At 41.2% G+C, this 16,035-nt stretch carries 15 protein-coding genes; all 15 read left to right on the top strand.

The window, feature by feature from the left end; translation table 11 throughout:
• Nucleotides 1-105: 105 nt before the first annotated feature.
• The 15 genes from G4Y78_RS10800 to G4Y78_RS10870 all read left to right on the top strand — a co-directional run bounded on the left by G4Y78_RS10800 (nucleotide 106) and on the right by G4Y78_RS10870 (nucleotide 15,917).
• Nucleotides 106-2,328: a bifunctional prephenate dehydrogenase/3-phosphoshikimate 1-carboxyvinyltransferase gene (locus tag G4Y78_RS10800; RefSeq protein WP_163833027.1), complete on the top strand. Its 2,223-nt coding sequence runs from the start codon at nucleotides 106-108 to the stop codon at nucleotides 2,326-2,328.
• 3 nt (nucleotides 2,329-2,331) lie between these two features.
• On the top strand, nucleotides 2,332-3,030 hold the full coding sequence (gene cmk, locus G4Y78_RS10805; RefSeq protein ID WP_163833028.1) for a (d)CMP kinase: 699 nt from the start codon (nucleotides 2,332-2,334) through the stop codon (nucleotides 3,028-3,030).
• A gap of 179 nt (nucleotides 3,031-3,209) precedes the next feature.
• Complete coding sequence (rpsA, locus tag G4Y78_RS10810; RefSeq protein ID WP_163833029.1) at nucleotides 3,210-4,892, top strand: 30S ribosomal protein S1; 1,683 nt, start codon at nucleotides 3,210-3,212, stop codon at nucleotides 4,890-4,892.
• Nucleotides 4,893-5,051: 159 nt separating this feature from the next.
• The gene (gene ihfB / locus G4Y78_RS10815; protein ID WP_163833030.1) at nucleotides 5,052-5,342 is read left to right on the top strand and encodes an integration host factor subunit beta; all 291 of its coding nucleotides are present in this window, start codon (nucleotides 5,052-5,054) and stop codon (nucleotides 5,340-5,342) included.
• A gap of 139 nt (nucleotides 5,343-5,481) precedes the next feature.
• Complete coding sequence (locus G4Y78_RS10820; RefSeq protein ID WP_163833031.1) at nucleotides 5,482-5,775, top strand: LapA family protein; 294 nt, start codon at nucleotides 5,482-5,484, stop codon at nucleotides 5,773-5,775.
• 10 nt (nucleotides 5,776-5,785) lie between these two features.
• Nucleotides 5,786-6,973, top strand: coding sequence for a lipopolysaccharide assembly protein LapB (gene lapB, locus G4Y78_RS10825; RefSeq protein ID WP_163833032.1), 1,188 nt, complete (start codon nucleotides 5,786-5,788; stop codon nucleotides 6,971-6,973).
• Nucleotides 6,974-7,763: 790 nt separating this feature from the next.
• Nucleotides 7,764-8,852 (top strand): dTDP-glucose 4,6-dehydratase, encoded by a 1,089-nt coding sequence (gene rfbB, locus G4Y78_RS10830; protein ID WP_163833033.1) that lies wholly within the window; start codon nucleotides 7,764-7,766, stop codon nucleotides 8,850-8,852.
• Nucleotides 8,794-9,714: a dTDP-4-dehydrorhamnose reductase gene (gene rfbD / locus G4Y78_RS10835; RefSeq protein WP_222937684.1), complete on the top strand. Its 921-nt coding sequence runs from the start codon at nucleotides 8,794-8,796 to the stop codon at nucleotides 9,712-9,714. The genes rfbB and rfbD overlap by 59 nt, the downstream gene beginning before the upstream one ends.
• Before the next feature lie 7 nt (nucleotides 9,715-9,721).
• Nucleotides 9,722-10,627: a glucose-1-phosphate thymidylyltransferase RfbA gene (rfbA, locus tag G4Y78_RS10840; protein WP_163833034.1), complete on the top strand. Its 906-nt coding sequence runs from the start codon at nucleotides 9,722-9,724 to the stop codon at nucleotides 10,625-10,627.
• Nucleotides 10,605-11,141 (top strand): dTDP-4-dehydrorhamnose 3,5-epimerase, encoded by a 537-nt coding sequence (rfbC, locus tag G4Y78_RS10845; RefSeq protein ID WP_329604960.1) that lies wholly within the window; start codon nucleotides 10,605-10,607, stop codon nucleotides 11,139-11,141. Before rfbA ends, rfbC begins: the two co-directional genes overlap by 23 nt.
• A complete protein-coding gene (locus G4Y78_RS10850; RefSeq protein ID WP_163833036.1) occupies nucleotides 11,138-11,947 on the top strand; it encodes an ABC transporter permease in 810 nt (269 codons plus the stop codon). The genes rfbC and G4Y78_RS10850 overlap by 4 nt, the downstream gene beginning before the upstream one ends.
• A 3-nt stretch (nucleotides 11,948-11,950) precedes the next feature.
• Nucleotides 11,951-12,676: an ABC transporter ATP-binding protein gene (locus tag G4Y78_RS10855; protein WP_163833037.1), complete on the top strand. Its 726-nt coding sequence runs from the start codon at nucleotides 11,951-11,953 to the stop codon at nucleotides 12,674-12,676.
• A 1-nt stretch (nucleotide 12,677) separates the two neighbouring features.
• Nucleotides 12,678-14,216 (top strand): glycosyltransferase family 61 protein, encoded by a 1,539-nt coding sequence (locus tag G4Y78_RS10860; RefSeq protein WP_163833038.1) that lies wholly within the window; start codon nucleotides 12,678-12,680, stop codon nucleotides 14,214-14,216.
• Complete coding sequence (locus tag G4Y78_RS10865) at nucleotides 14,213-14,962, top strand: SAM-dependent methyltransferase (RefSeq protein WP_163833039.1); 750 nt, start codon at nucleotides 14,213-14,215, stop codon at nucleotides 14,960-14,962. Before G4Y78_RS10860 ends, G4Y78_RS10865 begins: the two co-directional genes overlap by 4 nt.
• A 28-nt stretch (nucleotides 14,963-14,990) precedes the next feature.
• Nucleotides 14,991-15,917 (top strand): hypothetical protein, encoded by a 927-nt coding sequence (locus G4Y78_RS10870; RefSeq protein ID WP_163833040.1) that lies wholly within the window; start codon nucleotides 14,991-14,993, stop codon nucleotides 15,915-15,917.
• The last annotated feature ends 118 nt before the right edge of the window (nucleotides 15,918-16,035 follow it).

Here is a 16,035-nt window from a genome sequence, read left to right on the forward strand (position 1 = left end):
TAGGAACTATTGATGTTTCTTGGAATAGCAACAATAGCTCTTAGTTAGTCAACATGTAGTGTGTAATATAAAATTGTCAGCAAAAGTGTTTGTTTAATCCACTTTATGAATAAATCCGCAACATTATCTGAGTCGACTGTACTCATTGTTGGCTTGGGCCTTATTGGCGGCTCTATTGCCAAAGCAATTAAAGCTAATCTCATCTGTCATCAGGTTATTGCGTGTGACTGTGATGAACAGGCGCTTAAGCTGGCAAAAGTGAAAGAGATAATCGACGACTATTATCTTGACTTACCAACAGCAGTTGAGCAGGCCGACTTAATTATGCTGGCTGTGCCCATTTTAAGTATGGCGAGTATTTTTTCAGCTATTAAAGCGTGTAATCTTGAAGGCAAAATAATTACTGATGTGGGCAGTGTCAAAAATAATGTTTTGACGGCCATGGAGCAGGTATTTGGTGAATTGCTACCCCAATATATTCCTGGTCACCCGATTGCAGGCTCCGAGCAAAGTGGGGTGATGGCGGCGAAAGCAGATTTATTTGCTGATCATAAAGTGATTTTGACTCCCCATGCGTTTTCAGATGATCAAGCATTGGCAGTCGTATCTTCTTTGTGGGATAAAATAGGGGCAGAAGTGTTGCTCATGGATGTGCAACGGCATGATGAAGTGCTGGCAGTAACTAGTCATCTACCCCATTTGTTAGCTTTTTCACTGGTAGATACCTTGGCCACAGAGCGAGATAACCAGGAAATTTTCCGCTATGCTGCTGGTGGTTTCAGAGATTTTACCCGTATTGCTGCCAGTGATCCTACCATGTGGCATGATATTTTTATTGCCAATCAAACAGCAGTCCTGCAAGCACTCAATGATTTCACTGACGGTCTGGAGAAGTTAAAAACAGCCGTTCAAACAGCAAACAGCCAATATATGAAAGGGGTTTTTACTCGGGCGAAAGTAGCCAGGGAGCACTTTTCCAAAATGTTGGCACGAAAAGCATATTTAGAACCTATGAAGCAACAAAGTCTCATTTATTGTTCAAAGCCAGCTGATAGTGTGACTGGTACCATCCGTGTCCCTGGTGATAAGTCTATATCCCATCGCTCTATTATTTTAGGCTCTTTAGCCGAGGGAGTGACCCAAGTCAGTGGCTTTTTGGAAGGGGAAGATAGTCTGGCCACTTTGCAAGCATTCCGTGATATGGGAGTGGTAATAGAGGGCCCGCACCAGGGTAAAGTCACGATTAATGGAGTAGGTCTTCATGGTTTAATGCCATCCCCAGGGCCGCTTTATTTAGGCAACTCTGGTACTGCAATGCGGTTGTTTGCTGGTTTAATGGCAGCTCAGTCTTTTGATGTAACATTAACTGGCGATGAGTCTCTCTCAAAGCGGCCAATGGAACGGGTGGGTAAACCGTTGCGATTAATGGGGGCGGTCATTAATACGGAAGAAGGGGGTACGCCACCATTGAAAATTAGTGGAGGCCAGCCACTTAAGGGCATTAAGTATGAGATGCCAATGGCTAGTGCTCAAGTGAAGTCCTGCTTATTACTTGCAGGGATGTATGCTGAAGGTATCACTGAAGTAACAGAGCCGGCACCTACACGAGACCATACTGAGCGTATGCTGCAAGGCTTTGGTTATCCCATTGAAGTTGAGGGGGATACGGTTCGAGTTGCCAGTGGTGGTAAGCTGACAGCTGCTGATATTGAAGTACCTTCTGATATTTCATCGGCTGCGTTTTTTATGGTAGCTGCATCCATTACTCCTGGCTCTGACTTGCTGATTGAGCATGTGGGAATAAATCCAACTCGTATAGGGGTTATCAATATTTTAAAAGCAATGGGTGCTGATTTAACCCTTAGAAATGAGCGAATGGTAGGGGGGGAGCCTGTTGCAGATATCCAAGTGAAATATGCAAAGCTGAGAGGTATTCAAATACCTCAGGATCAGGTACCACTTGCAATTGATGAGTTCCCTGTACTATTTGTGGCTGCTGCTTGTGCAGAAGGAAAAACGGTATTGCGTGGTGCTGAAGAATTGAGAGTTAAAGAGAGTGATCGAATTCAAGCCATGGCTGATGGGTTGCAGGCCTTAGGAGTTAACGCAACTACTTTGCCTGATGGTATTGAAGTTGTGGGTGGACCAATAGGTGGTGGTGAAGTAGATAGCCAAGGTGATCACCGAATTGCAATGGCTTTTGCGGTAGCTGGATTGGTTGCACAGGGAGCAATCGTGATAAAAGACTGTGCGAATGTGGCCACCTCATTTCCAAATTTTGTTGAGCTGGCTCAAGCGTCTGGCTTTAACCTGACAGTCGAAGGCTAAGTAATGGCTGATCTGTATTTTACTAAAGTGCCAGTAATAACTATTGATGGACCTAGTGGCTCAGGAAAAGGCACCGTTGCTTCAATCCTAGCAAATCAGTTGGGTTGGCACTTGCTTGATAGTGGTTCTTTGTATCGTTTAACTGCACTGGCTGGGCAAATCCATGGGGTAGACCTTGCAGATGAGGAAAACTTAAAGGTTTTGGCTGGTCATTTGGATGTGCAGTTTGTGGCTGCGACAGAAAGTGAGTCAGCAAAAATTATTCTGGAGGGGGAGCAGGTAGAGCGTACAATTCGCTCAGAAGAAATTAGCCTACTAGCTTCAAAAGTGGCTGCATTAACCCAGGTTCGTCAGGCTTTACTGGAGCGGCAAAGGGCCTTTGCTGAGTCACCAGGTTTAGTTGCTGATGGTCGTGATATGGGAACTATTGTATTTCCCAAGGCTCCGCTGAAAATTTTCTTAACCGCTTCTGCAGAGGTACGTGCTGAAAGGCGCTATATGCAATTGAAAGAATCTGGTTTTAGTGCTAACATCGATCAGATTTTAGAAGATATTTGTGCTCGAGATGAGCGCGATATGAACCGTGCAGCTGCTCCACTAAAACCAGCCAATGACGCTATTATTATTGATACTTCGCGGCTGACTGTTACTGAAGTTGTTTCAAAAGTGATGGTTGAAGTGGAAATAAGAGGCTTGTTGTAAAGGTTTATAAAATAGTTTGACCGGGGGCGGTAGTAAGGATTCCAGCAATACTTACTACCGCCTTATATTTTTAATTACCCCGTGTTAGCTGGAAATACGGTTTGTCATCTAGTTTATCTAATCATTATTGCTTTGGGAGATACTGGTGACATTAACAATTGATCTATGTAGGAATAAGTATGAGCGAAAGCTTTGCCGAACTATTTGAAGAAAGTTTAAAAGAACTCGATATGAAACCAGGTTCCATTATTAGTGGAATTGTGGTTGATATTGATAGCGATTGGGTTACTGTCCATGCGGGCTTAAAGTCTGAAGGTGTTATTCCTAAAGAACAGTTTCTCAACGAAAGCGGTGATCTAACCATCCAAGTGGGTGATGAAGTACAAGTTGCTTTGGACACAGTTGAAGATGGTTTTGGTGAGACTCGCTTGTCCCGTGAAAAAGCTAAGCGTGCAGAAGCCTGGACTGACCTTGAAGCCGCTTACGAAGCAGAAGATATTGTTAAAGGCATTATTAACGGCAAAGTTAAAGGTGGCTTTACGGTTGATATTAATACCATTCGTGCCTTCCTACCTGGTTCATTAGTTGATGTTAGACCTGTGCGTGACACAGCTCACCTTGAAGGTAAAGAACTTGATTTCAAAGTGATTAAGCTGGATCAAAAACGCAACAATGTGGTGGTATCTCGCCGTAGCGTATTGGAAGCTGAAAACAGTGCTGAGCGTGAAGCGTTACTAGAGTCATTGCAAGAAGGTCAGGAAGTTAAAGGTATCGTTAAGAACTTGACTGACTACGGCGCGTTTGTTGACTTGGGTGGTGTAGATGGCTTGTTGCACATTACTGATATGGCTTGGAAACGTATCAAGCATCCAAGTGAAATCGTCAATGTGGGTGATGAAATCCTGGTTAAAGTATTGAAATTTGACCGTGATCGTAACCGTGTTTCGCTAGGTCTTAAGCAGCTGGGTGAAGATCCATGGGTTGCTGTTAAGAATCGTTTCCCAGAAGGTGCTCGTACCTCAGGTCGCGTAACCAACTTAACTGACTATGGTTGTTTCGTTGAGCTTGAAGAAGGGGTTGAAGGTTTAGTTCACGTTTCTGAAATGGACTGGACTAACAAGAACATTCACCCATCTAAAGTGGTTCAACTGGGTGATGAGGTTGAAGTTCAAGTATTGGACATCGATGAAGAACGTCGTCGTATTTCCCTAGGTATTAAGCAATGTAAAGTTAATCCATGGGAAGAGTTCTCTACTAAGAACAATAAAGGTGACAAAGTTAAGGGTAACATTAAGTCAATTACTGATTTTGGTATCTTTATTGGTCTTGATGGTGCAATCGATGGTTTGGTTCACTTATCTGACATTTCTTGGAGCGAGCCAGGTGAAGAAGCGGTTCGTAAGTACAAGAAAGGTGAGGAAATCGAGACAGTTATTCTATCTATCGACCCTGAGCGTGAGCGTATTTCATTAGGTGTTAAGCAATTGGAAGAAGATCCATTTGCTGTTTATGCAAGCATCCATGAAAAAGGCACTATCGTTAAAGGTGTTATTAAAGAGGTCACGGCTAAAGCAGCTGTTGTAACATTAGCTAATGAAGTTGAAGGTACTCTGAAGGCTTCTGAGATTAGTCGTGATAAAGTTGAAGATGCGACTAATGTCTTAAAAGAGGGCGAAGAGCTTGATACTAAAATCATTAGTATTGACCGCAAAAACCGTGTAATTAGCCTATCTATCAAAGCTAAAGATGAAGCGGATGAGAAAGCAGCATTAAAAGAGCTGCGCAAGCAAGAGCTTGAAGCTTCTGGTCCTACTACAATTGGCGACCTGATTAAGGCCCAAATGGATGGCGGCAAAGAATAGTAGCAAGCTACTACTCCAAAAAAGGCGACCAAGTGGTCGCCTTTTTTGTTTGTGGTGCAATAATATCTTCTTAATAATCAGTGGCTTACTTGCTATTAATAAATTGATTAGCTATTTTTAGTCCGATAGAGGTATAGAAAGTCAATGGGAAGGGTCTCCATGACAAGGGCGGAGCTAATTGAACGGATTGTTGATCAGCAGAGTCAGCTGTCAGCCAAAGATGTGGAGTTAGCGATGAAAACTATGCTGGAGCATATGGTTCAAACATTCGGTATTGGAGAAAGGATAGAAATTCGAGGCTTTGGAAGTTTTTCTCTTCACTACAGACCACCAAGAATGGGAAGAAATCCTAAAACTGGAGAGACAGTTAAGTTGGATGGAAAATATGTACCTCATTTTAAGCCTGGTAAAGAACTGAAAGATCAAGTGAATTCAGCATTATGTAAATAGCAATATGTGAGTAGTAAACTGCTACACTGTAGCTATGATAAATACGGCATTTGTCATTTTACTGCTATCTATTTGCCATTATAATCCTGACTAATAATGTTGTGTAATGTGGGTCAAAAGCTAAATGTTGGTTAAATTATTGAAGATCCTAAAGTTGATAGGTTGGCTGGCAATATTTGTTATTTTATTGCTTGCCGGTGTAGAGTTTATTGGCGCAAACCAACAAGAGATCACTATCAGCTTTTTAGACTACTCACTAGAGCAGATTAAATTATCGGTGGTCCTAATTGCTGTATTTATCGTTGGTGCGATAATGGGATTGATTTCAGCTGTTGTCTTATTAGTATTGTTACAAGTGAAAAATAAACAGTTAAAGTCAAAACTTAAGCGTCGGGATGATGAAATTCAAAAGCTGCGCACTAGCTCTCTATAAAGGTTGATTTTTGAACGACACGGTTTACTTGCTAGGTTTTTTGTGCGCAATTGCCATTGGGTTTTGGTTAGGGCGTCGAGACAAGCGCAAAAAAATTAGAAAGTCAAAGGAGCGGCTGTCTAAAGAGTACTTTATTGGATTAAACTATTTGTTGAATGAACAAACCAATGAAGCAATTGACACCTTTATTAAGGCGTTAGAAACGAATCCAGACAGTCAAGAAACATTCGACACTTGTATTGCATTGGGCAGATTGTTTTGTAAGCGAGGTGAAGTTGATAGGGCGATTAGGGTGCATCAAAGTTTACTGGCTCGCCCGAGTCTTACAAAAAAACAATCGCTAATTGTGCAGCTTGAGCTTTCAAGAGACTATTATTCTGCAGGGTTGTTAGACAGGGCAGAAGGTTTACTGACCCAACTGGTAGAAGTCAATGCCGGGTTTCAAACTGAAGCGCTTGAGTTATTACTTGCAATTTATCAGCAAGAAAAAGAATGGCTTTTAGCTATTGAAATTGGCGAAAAATTATTAAAGAATAATGTAGTTGAGTTCTCATGTTTGATTGCTCATTTTTACTGTGAGCTGGCCGAAGAGCAAGTAGTTAAGTCTAATATTACTGAGGCCAGACAGCATTTAAAACAGGCGCTGAAATATGACAAGCAATGTGTACGTGCTAGCATAGTTTTAGGAAAGCTCGAGTACAACCAAGGAAACTTAAAAGAATCTTTAAAAGCCTTACAAAAAATTTATAACCAAGATCCGGATTATATATCAGAATCTATTCAGCTCTTAGAAGCATTACGTACAGAACACTCTGGGTCTATACAAAAGTCAGTAAATAGTTATTTGCAAAAATGTTTAAAGGACTATCCGTCAGTAGCAGTAGTAATGTCACTGGCCAAAGAAATAGAAATGAAACAAGGGGCAAAAGAAGCTGGCAAGTTTATAGCGGAACAACTTGCCAGGCGCCCATCATTAAGAGGCTTAAATCAGCTAATTGATATACATATTGGTATTGCTGAGGGTAAGTCTAAAAAGAATCTCGGATTGTTAAGGGAACTAACAAGGAAACTCGCCGATGGAAAACCACTCTACCGCTGCATTAACTGCGGCTTCTCAGGTCAAGAACTACACTGGCAATGTCCAAGCTGCCAACACTGGGGTGAAGTTAAGCCTATACATGGTGTTGAGGGGCAGTGAGGGATTGTTAGGTAGATACATTTGACCAAACCAAACTATCATAGCAGATCAATTCAGTTATTAAAGGAATAATAGTAGCTTTCAAAATTAGACGGTGGAAGCTTATTATTAAGCAATAACTACATCTATTTTGCAGTTGTAAAGTATAGTAGAGCGGCTTGGTTATTTTTTAGTTAAAAGGTTATTTTGTGAGCAAAAATTAAAAAATAATATATTTGCAGTTTATTGAGTACATAAAATTCAATTTATAAATATATTTTCAGATGCTCATATGTGGAAAATTTTGCCCTAAAATTAAAAATAGAATTAAAGGCTGTTTTTAGGTTTATACAGGGAATAAAATCCTGGGGCGGTAGCGTGTTTTGAATTGATTTTTAAATAGGCTTATTCAACTAATTAACAGCAACTCAGTGTAGTAATCAATAAGTTTATCAATTTTTAGGAATATGCAGCCATTAGCAGGCTGATAGCATCACCAATGATAGCTTTTAAATGCTTTTTAACATGTCGACATTTAACTAACTTGACATAGATTCGGGTATTGTAGTGGTCGAGTAAATTTGTACACCTAAGAGTGTAGTATAAAATTGCCCATGACAGAGGTACAAGCAGTGAAAAAAGTTATTCAATAGAGTTTAATTTAGAAACAACCAATCTTGTTGCTTACTGCTGTGTAACTTCTACTGCTTTGTAACTTCGTTTCAGTCCCATAGACATACCTCAAGGATTAATATTAAGTATCTCGCATGAAAGTATCTGATTTCATCAGACCAGAACAGGAGAGAGAGGCATGACAATTCTGGTCACTGGTGGTGCTGGATTTATCGGTGCAAATTTTGTAATCGACTGGCTACAGGCGTATGACGAGCCTATAGTCAATCTCGATAAGCTCACCTATGCGGGCAATTTGGGGAACCTGGCTGCCTTGCAAAATGATGAGCGCCACACCTTCATACAAGGTGATATAGGTGATCAGCCACTTATTGAACGCTTACTCTCTGAACACAAGCCACGCGCCATCATCAGCTTTGCGGCTGAGTCCCATGTAGATCGCTCCATCCATGGGCCTGAGGACTTTATTCAGACAAATATCGTCGGTACCTTTCGCTTGTTAGATGTCGTTCGCGGACACTGGAGTGATCTCCCGTTAAACCAAAAGAGCAATTTCCGCTTCCTTCATGTTTCTACAGATGAGGTCTACGGCTCGTTAGGCCCGGATGAACCCGCTTTTACTGAATCCCATCAATACCAGCCCAATAGTCCCTACAGTGCCAGTAAGGCTTCATCCGACCACTTGGTACGCGCCTACCACCATACCTATGGACTACCGGTACTCATCACCAACTGCTCCAACAACTATGGCCCCTTTCAATTTCCTGAAAAATTGATCCCGCTGGTTATTCACAACGCCCTAGCACGTAAGCCATTGCCCATCTACGGTGATGGCCAGCAGGTCCGTGACTGGCTCTATGTCAGTGACCATTGCAGTGCCATTCGAACTGTTCTAGCCAGAGGGACCCCCGGCGAGGTATACAACGTCGGGGGTTTTAATGAGAAAGCCAATATCGAGGTCGTCCGTACACTCTGTGACATGCTTAATGAACTGCACCCTGCAGAACCCATTTCATCAATTGCCAGTCATCATGAACTCATTACCTACGTTAAGGACCGACCTGGCCACGATCGCCGCTACGCCATTGATGCAACAAAAATAGAAGCTGAACTTGGTTGGTATCCTGCGGAAACCTTCGAAACCGGTATACGCAAGACTGTTGAGTGGTATCTAGATAATCAAACCTGGGTAGAGCAGGTTATCAGTGGTGACTACCGCCGCTGGATTGAAAGGCAATATGTTGAAGTTATTGCTGTTAGGCGCTAGCGGTCAATTGGGTAAAGAATTGAGTCGCACTTTACCTTCTGTGGGCGAAATTAAGGCCAGTGATCGATCCGATACTGACCTAACTAACTGGCAATCCATCCTTGCAGTTCTCGATGCATTCAAGCCTGATGTTATCGTCAATGCTGCAGCCTACACAAATGTCGACAAAGCAGAAAGTGAACGAAAGTTAGCTTTTGACATTAATGCTGAGGCTGTTGGTTTTCTTGCCAATGAAGCTAAAAAGAGAGATATCTGGCTATTTCACTACTCTACCGATTATGTATTTGACGGCCGCAAAGTTGAAGCCTATGTGGAAACAGATGCGACAAACCCGTTAAGCGTCTACGGCAAATCTAAACTTGCAGGTGAGAAGGCCATTGCTGCTATCGGCTGTAAGTACTTAGTCTTTCGTACCTCATGGGTCATGGGTAGAGATGGAAGCAACTTTGCGAAGGTGGTTCTACGATTAGCTACTGAACGCGAGAGCCTTAGCGTTATAAACGATCAATTTGGGGTGCCTACATCACCAGCATTGATTTCCAAAGTAACCCTAGATGCGACTGATGCCATCAAAAAGGGCGATAGCTGGCCTATGGGTATATATCATTTAGTCCCTAAAGGCAAAACCACCTGGTTTGGTATTGCAGAAGCACTCCTTAAACACGCTAGTGACGCAAATATAGAGCTGTTAACAAAAGCATCGCAACTCAAGGCTATTACAGCAGCCGAGTACCCAACCACTGCAAGCCGGCCTACTAACTCTCACCTAAATACTGGCAAGCTTAGCTTGCAACTCTCATTTGATTTACCCAATTGGAGGGATGATTTTGCTGCCACTGCAGAAGCAATTATAAGGAAGTAAAAACAGCATGAAACGCAAAGGTATTATACTCGCCGGTGGATCGGGAACGCGTCTATATCCAGCCACTCAAGTAGTTTCTAAACAGCTGCTTCCAGTGTTTGATAAGCCTATGATCTACTATCCATTAAGCACGCTCATGTTGGCGGATATTCGAGAGATTCTGATCATATCTACACCCAAAGATACTCCCCGTTTTGAGGAGCTTTTGGGTGATGGTAGTCAATGGGGGCTCAAAATTGAATATGCGGTTCAACCATCGCCTGATGGTCTCGCTCAGGCATTGATTATCGGCGAAGAATTTCTAGATGGAGCCCCCTCAGTTCTGATTCTTGGTGACAACATTTTCTACGGCAACTCGCTGCAAGAGAAACTTGCATCTGCTGGTCAACGAGACTGTGGCGCCACTGTTTTTGCTTATCATGTGCACGACCCTGAACGTTATGGTGTTGTCGAGTTTGATAAAAATGGAAAAGTTATTAGCTTGCAAGAAAAGCCTTCAAAGCCTAAATCTAACTATGCTGTGACTGGCCTCTATTTTTATGACGAACGTGCACCTGAATACGCGAAAGAGATTAGACCTTCACGTCGTGGCGAGTTAGAGATTACAGATCTGAACAAAATTTACTTGGAGATAGGTCTACTGTCAGTAGAACAAATGAACCGCGGCTATGCCTGGTTAGATACAGGTACTCATGAAAGCCTAGTGGATGCACACCAGTTTGTGCAGACAATTGAACAGCGCCAAGGGCTCAAAATAGCTTGTCCAGAAGAGATTGCCTTCCGGCAGAAGTGGATTGACCAAGGTAAATTAGAAGAGCTTGCGCAGCCAATGCTCAAAAATGGTTACGGAAAATACCTTATGCAAACAACTAAGGAATCAGTCTGTGAGAATGGTTACTACCAAGATTCCTGAAGTAAAAATTATTGAACCGACCGTTTTTGAAGATGGACGAGGCTTCTTTTTTGAAAGCTTTAATCATAAAAAGTTTGAGGAAGAGGTTGGGTACAACGTTAGATTTGTACAAGATAATTTTTCCAAATCAAATAAAGATGTTCTTAGAGGGCTTCATTACCAAATCCAGCCTAAGGCTCAGGGGAAACTGATTTATGTTGCCCATGGTGAAATTTTTGATGTTGCGGTAGATATACGCAAAAACTCAAAAACTCATGGGCATTGGGTTGGCACAGTACTTTCTAGTGTTAACAAAAGGCAGTTGTGGATTCCAGAGGGGTTCGCGCATGGATTTCTAACCATGAGCGACGAGGCTAAAGTGATCTATAAAGTTACTGAATATTACCACCCGAAATATGAACGTTCTGTTTCTTGGGATGACAGTTCCCTGAAGATCAATTGGCCAATTCAAAATCCAATTTTGTCTAATAGGGATTTAATGGCAAAACCATTTCTTATGGCGGATTATGCATGAAGGCAATATCGTTAGTAGCAACTCCTCGATTAGCTAAATTTTTTGACAATTTGACAGGAAACGAAGCGATTCTATATCAGCTAGTACGTCAACAGTTGATTCTTAGATATAGAAGGACTTTTTTTGGTTATCTGTGGACGCTATTTAACCCACTACTGATGATGTCTGTTACCGCTGTTGTGTTTTCAACTATCTTTCAGCTTGATCTGAAAACGTACGCGATTTTTCTTTTTTCAGGGATGGTTGCATTTCAGTTTTTCGCAACATGTTCTGCTCAAAGTGGGCAGTCATTGCTTGGGAATGAACAGTTAATCAAGAAGATATATGTTACAAAGTTACTCTTTCCTTTGTCCGTTTCATTTGCATTATTGATTGATAGTATCCTGATGGCATCATCACTATTTATTATTATCCTAGCCATTGGTGGGAAAATAACATGGGCAATTTTGTTTATTCCATTATCCTATCTGTTGATCTATGGGTTTAGTTTTGGGCTTGGGTTAATCCTGTCGGTAGCCTCCGTTTTTTTTAGAGATTTACAACATATTATTGCGATAGTTATGCAGGCCCTGTTATTTCTTAGCCCCGTTTTTTATAAGCCTGAGTCTCTAGCGGGAAAGGTTAAAGTGCTAATTGAACTTAACCCTTTAACACATTATATCGAGCTATTTAGGGCTCCTATCTACAATGGCGATTTACCATCCATGACAACAGTGCTGATGGCAGCACTTTACTCTTGTATTTCTCTAGCATTAGGAATATATGTTTTTCGTAAATTAGAAAACAGAGTGGCCTTTAGGTTGTAAATCATGAGTAAAATTGAAGTAAATAACGTAAGTCTGGTTTATCGAAAATACCAGGATGGCGCAACTTCAGCTAAGGAGTATTTTGCCAGTCTTCTGCGAAGAAAGAATAATACTTATTCAGATTTTTCTGCTTTGAAAGATGTGACTTTTACCGTAAAGGGAGGAGAGCGCCTAGGTATTGTCGGTCGAAATGGTACGGGAAAAAGTACCTTGCTTAAAGCGATTTGTGGCGTTTATCAACCAACAAAAGGCAGGGTTAGGGTGCAGGGAAATATTGCGCCTCTGTTAGAAATAGGAGCTGGGTTTCATCCTGAATTCACGGGTCGTGAAAATATTTATTTCAATGGAGCTATCTTAGGGTACAGCAGATTACATCTTGAAGAAATTGAAAATGAAGTCTTCGAATTTGCAGAATTGCAAGATTTTATTGATACCCCAGTTAAATATTATTCAACCGGAATGTATATGAGACTGGCCTTCTCTCTGGCGACAACGTTTCATCCCGATATTCTTGTTTTAGATGAGTTATTTGTCGGTGGAGATGCTTCATTTATTAAACGTGGGAAAGAGCGAATGAACAAGATGATCGATCGTTCCAATGTGATGGTGCTTGTGTCTCATGACCAAAGCCTCTTGCGCTCTCTATGCGATCGATTCATTTGGCTGGACCAAGGAAAGGTGGTGGCTGATGGTGACTCAAGTGTGCTTGATGCATATATGAGTAGTTGAAATGTTTATGGAAGAATTGAGTTTAATTCGTAAGCTTTACCGAAGTTATCTTTCTCGTTACAAATGGGCGAGGTGGTTAAAAAAAATTTATTTATATATTTTTTTTAATTATCTTCATTTGCGAAATGTAATTATTTGGCAAACTCATGGTTGTAATTCGTTTGTCAAGAGATATGTACTACGGCTTTTTAGCCCTAATAGTCAATTCTTTATCATGAGGACTTTCAAAGAGTTTTATTTGACTACCAGGACTAAAACCAAATCTCTACCTGATAAACTTGTATCTACAAATGTGTATCGTGGTACAAGTCAACTCTTTATCATGAGGATTTTCAAAGAGAATGGTTTGACTGTTTGGACAAAAACAAAAGCAAAAACAAAAGCACTGCCTAATAAACTTGTATCTACAAGTGTGTTTCGTGGTGTACCAAAAATAAAATTCCATCAACTGATACCAGCCCGTGATTTTAGTGTGAAAACACCCGTAGTATGTCCTGAGCATTATGCCAATCACCTTTATTCGGGCACGTGGAATACTTCTTTCCCAGCTGTAGAAGCTATGGAGCTGGCAAATGCTCAAGTTATGGGGAAGAGTGATCTGATCTATTTTGGACAAAACTGCTTACACCATGCGCTCTATGATTTTGACCGTGATTTTTTATTTGAAGAAATGCACGGCTTAGTTAGTATCAATCCAAGCAAGCGCTTGTTAAGGGTGGGTGATTCTGAAGTGAAGCGAACAATCCCGGCGGGTATATCCCTCCTCGGATGTGCTACAGCCAATTACATTCACTGGCTTACAGAAACATTTCCTAAACTGGCGTTATTAGAAAATCTGGAAGGGTATAAAGACTTTCCTCTGATCATGGATGCTGATTTACATCCGAATATTCTGGAATCGATACGCTTATTAAATACCGATAAAAGGGAGTTGATCTCGCTTAAGCGTGGAGAAATTATGTCAGTTGAACGGCTTATTAGCATATCACCTGTAGCCTATATCCCATTTGATTTTAGGCCCGGCCTTGAGCTGAAGAAGGGTGATATCACACCGGATTATGCTTTGTATTCTCCTGATGGGTTGCGGGCAGTCCGACATAAGCTAACTGAATTATCACAATCTACTGAGGGAACTTCGAAGAAAAAACTATTTCTACGAAGGACAGGTACATCTAGACAGATGTCGAATGCTGCGGAAGTAGAGGAGCTTCTACTAGAGCTAGGATTTGAAATAGTGGAGCCAGAAACCCTTACATTACAGGAGCAAGTGTGCCTTTTCAGTAAAGCAGAATTGATAGTTGGTGCAGGTGGTGCTGCTCTAGGCAATATTGTTTTCGCTCCCGAGGGATGTCATGTTGTAGTGCTGTCGACATGGTCTCCATATACAATTCACTACTATTTCTCCAATCTAGCGTCAATTCTTGGGTTGCGCTGCACTTTATTACTTTGTGAACAGGCAAATAGTGAGCATGATTCTCACCGTGCGCATATGGGACAAAATGTTCCCATTAAATCTCTTATGCGAGCTATTCAGATATGAAAAATAAAATTAACTTTGAAAATTTAACGTTTGATAAATTCAAAGTGTTGGCACTTTCTAATGAGCTGAGTTCCCATGAAAAAGTAGGCTTTCCTGATGAATATCGGAAAGGAAGAGAAGAAGAAATTTTCTCTGATATACGTACGAAAATGCGCTCTCTTAACAGAGATAATATTGTTGCGTTAGATATAGGCCCAGGCTGTAGTCAATTGCCGTTATTGTTGGGTAATTTGTGTCAGCAGCAGTCTGGAGATGTGCATTTTGTTGATAGTAAGGAAATGCTTGATTTGTTACCTAATGCACCTTGGATACATAAGTGGGCAAGGTGTTTTCCTGATGTACCTGAATTATTTGAAGCACTAACGGGTAAGGTCGATTCGATTGTTGTTTATAGTGTGATTCAGTATGTATTTGCAGAAGGCAACCTTTGGGATTTTGTTGATTGCTGCCTGTCCCTTTTGAATGAAGGTGGCGAGGTATTGCTTGGTGATATCCCAAACACAACAATGCGTAAACGTTTCTTCTCCAGTTCGGATGGTATTCGAACACACCAAGAATATACACAAAGTGATGAAATCCCAGATATTTGTTTCAATCAATTGGAACCAGCGAAAATTGATGATTCCGTTGTGCTTGCAATTTTGTCGAGAGCCAGAGCAGCAGGTTTTCATGCTTGGGCATTACCACAGGGACCATCGTTACCCATGTCAAACAGACGTGAAGATATCTTAATTCGCAGACCATAGATGTAATGGTTTATGCTGGAGAAAATAGATGAAATGGGAAAAAAAGGGGTTGATATGTAATGCCAAGAGTATGTCAATTCCTTGGTTTAAGAAAAATGCGATGGTTCCACTTCCCTATTTGAAAAGCAGTAATGTTCTTCGGATTTTTTTAACGATGTGTGATGAGCATAATATTGGACGAATAGGGTATGTTGATGTTGATCCAGAAAATCCCTCACAGATTTTGTCATTCAGTGAGACTCCGGTTCTTGATACTGGAGTGCCAGGGAGTTTCTCCGAGCAAGGCATAGTGACTTCTTCTTTGTTTGAATTTGATAACAAACTCTATATGTATTACTCAGGTTATCAAGCTAACGAGAAACGTCCTTACAGTATTTTTTCTGGTGTCGCGGTGAGCTCAGATGGAGTGGACAATTTCAGAAATCTTTCTGATACCCCAATCTTGGATAGTATTGAAGGTGAGAGTTGTCTTCGTAGTTCACCAACGGTGATAATGGACGGTGAAGATTACCTTGTGTGGTATACATCTGACGCACGAAATGGCTGGGTAAATGATGATGGAAAGCTCTATCCCAGCTACGATATGAAGTTTTTTAGAGCCAAATCCCCCTTGGATTGGTCTGAATGTACCGGTGAAACGTGCATTTCACTTGAGGGTAGTGATGAATTTGGTATTGCTAAAGGGACAATTTGGAGAGAATTGGGGCTTTATAAAGCTCTCTTCTCAGTACGTAGATTTTCTAGTGGATATCGACTCGGGTATGCATATTCATATGATGGACAGAATTTCGTTCGTCAAGACCATAAGGTAGGTATAGATGTTTCTGAAAGTGGGTGGGATAGTGAGATGATCGCTTTTCCTGCTCGTATTGAGTGTGCAGGCAAAATATACCTGTTTTATTCCGGTAACCATTACGGTCAGGGTGGTATCGGATACGCCGAATTAATTAAATGAAATAATTTTTAAAATTTCACGTTTTATTTGAGGTCGTTTATTTTTTTAAGTGCTTTAAATTTTTGATTGATATTCGGCCAGAGTAGCTTCACTGGTAGATTATTTACCTTATATTCTA

It is taken from the genome of Spartinivicinus ruber (assembly GCF_011009015.1).
Taxonomy (GTDB): domain Bacteria; phylum Pseudomonadota; class Gammaproteobacteria; order Pseudomonadales; family Zooshikellaceae; genus Spartinivicinus; species Spartinivicinus ruber.

Excerpts from the sequence above, each read along its gene's own strand:
- G4Y78_RS10800 (WP_163833027.1), top strand. The coding sequence starts at position 106 with ATGAATAAATCCGCAACATTATCTGAGTCGACTGTACTCATTGTTGGC.
- cmk (WP_163833028.1), top strand. The coding sequence starts at position 2,332 with ATGGCTGATCTGTATTTTACTAAAGTGCCAGTAATAACTATTGATGGA.
- rpsA (WP_163833029.1), top strand. The coding sequence starts at position 3,210 with ATGAGCGAAAGCTTTGCCGAACTATTTGAAGAAAGTTTAAAAGAACTC.
- ihfB (WP_163833030.1), top strand. The coding sequence starts at position 5,052 with ATGACAAGGGCGGAGCTAATTGAACGGATTGTTGATCAGCAGAGTCAG.
- rfbB (WP_163833033.1), top strand. The coding sequence starts at position 7,764 with ATGACAATTCTGGTCACTGGTGGTGCTGGATTTATCGGTGCAAATTTT.
- rfbA (WP_163833034.1), top strand. The coding sequence starts at position 9,722 with ATGAAACGCAAAGGTATTATACTCGCCGGTGGATCGGGAACGCGTCTA.
- rfbC (WP_329604960.1), top strand. The coding sequence starts at position 10,605 with ATGGTTACTACCAAGATTCCTGAAGTAAAAATTATTGAACCGACCGTT.
- G4Y78_RS10850 (WP_163833036.1), top strand. The coding sequence starts at position 11,138 with ATGAAGGCAATATCGTTAGTAGCAACTCCTCGATTAGCTAAATTTTTT.
- G4Y78_RS10855 (WP_163833037.1), top strand. The coding sequence starts at position 11,951 with ATGAGTAAAATTGAAGTAAATAACGTAAGTCTGGTTTATCGAAAATAC.
- G4Y78_RS10860 (WP_163833038.1), top strand. The coding sequence starts at position 12,678 with ATGTTTATGGAAGAATTGAGTTTAATTCGTAAGCTTTACCGAAGTTAT.
- G4Y78_RS10865 (WP_163833039.1), top strand. The coding sequence starts at position 14,213 with ATGAAAAATAAAATTAACTTTGAAAATTTAACGTTTGATAAATTCAAA.
- G4Y78_RS10870 (WP_163833040.1), top strand. The coding sequence starts at position 14,991 with ATGAAATGGGAAAAAAAGGGGTTGATATGTAATGCCAAGAGTATGTCA.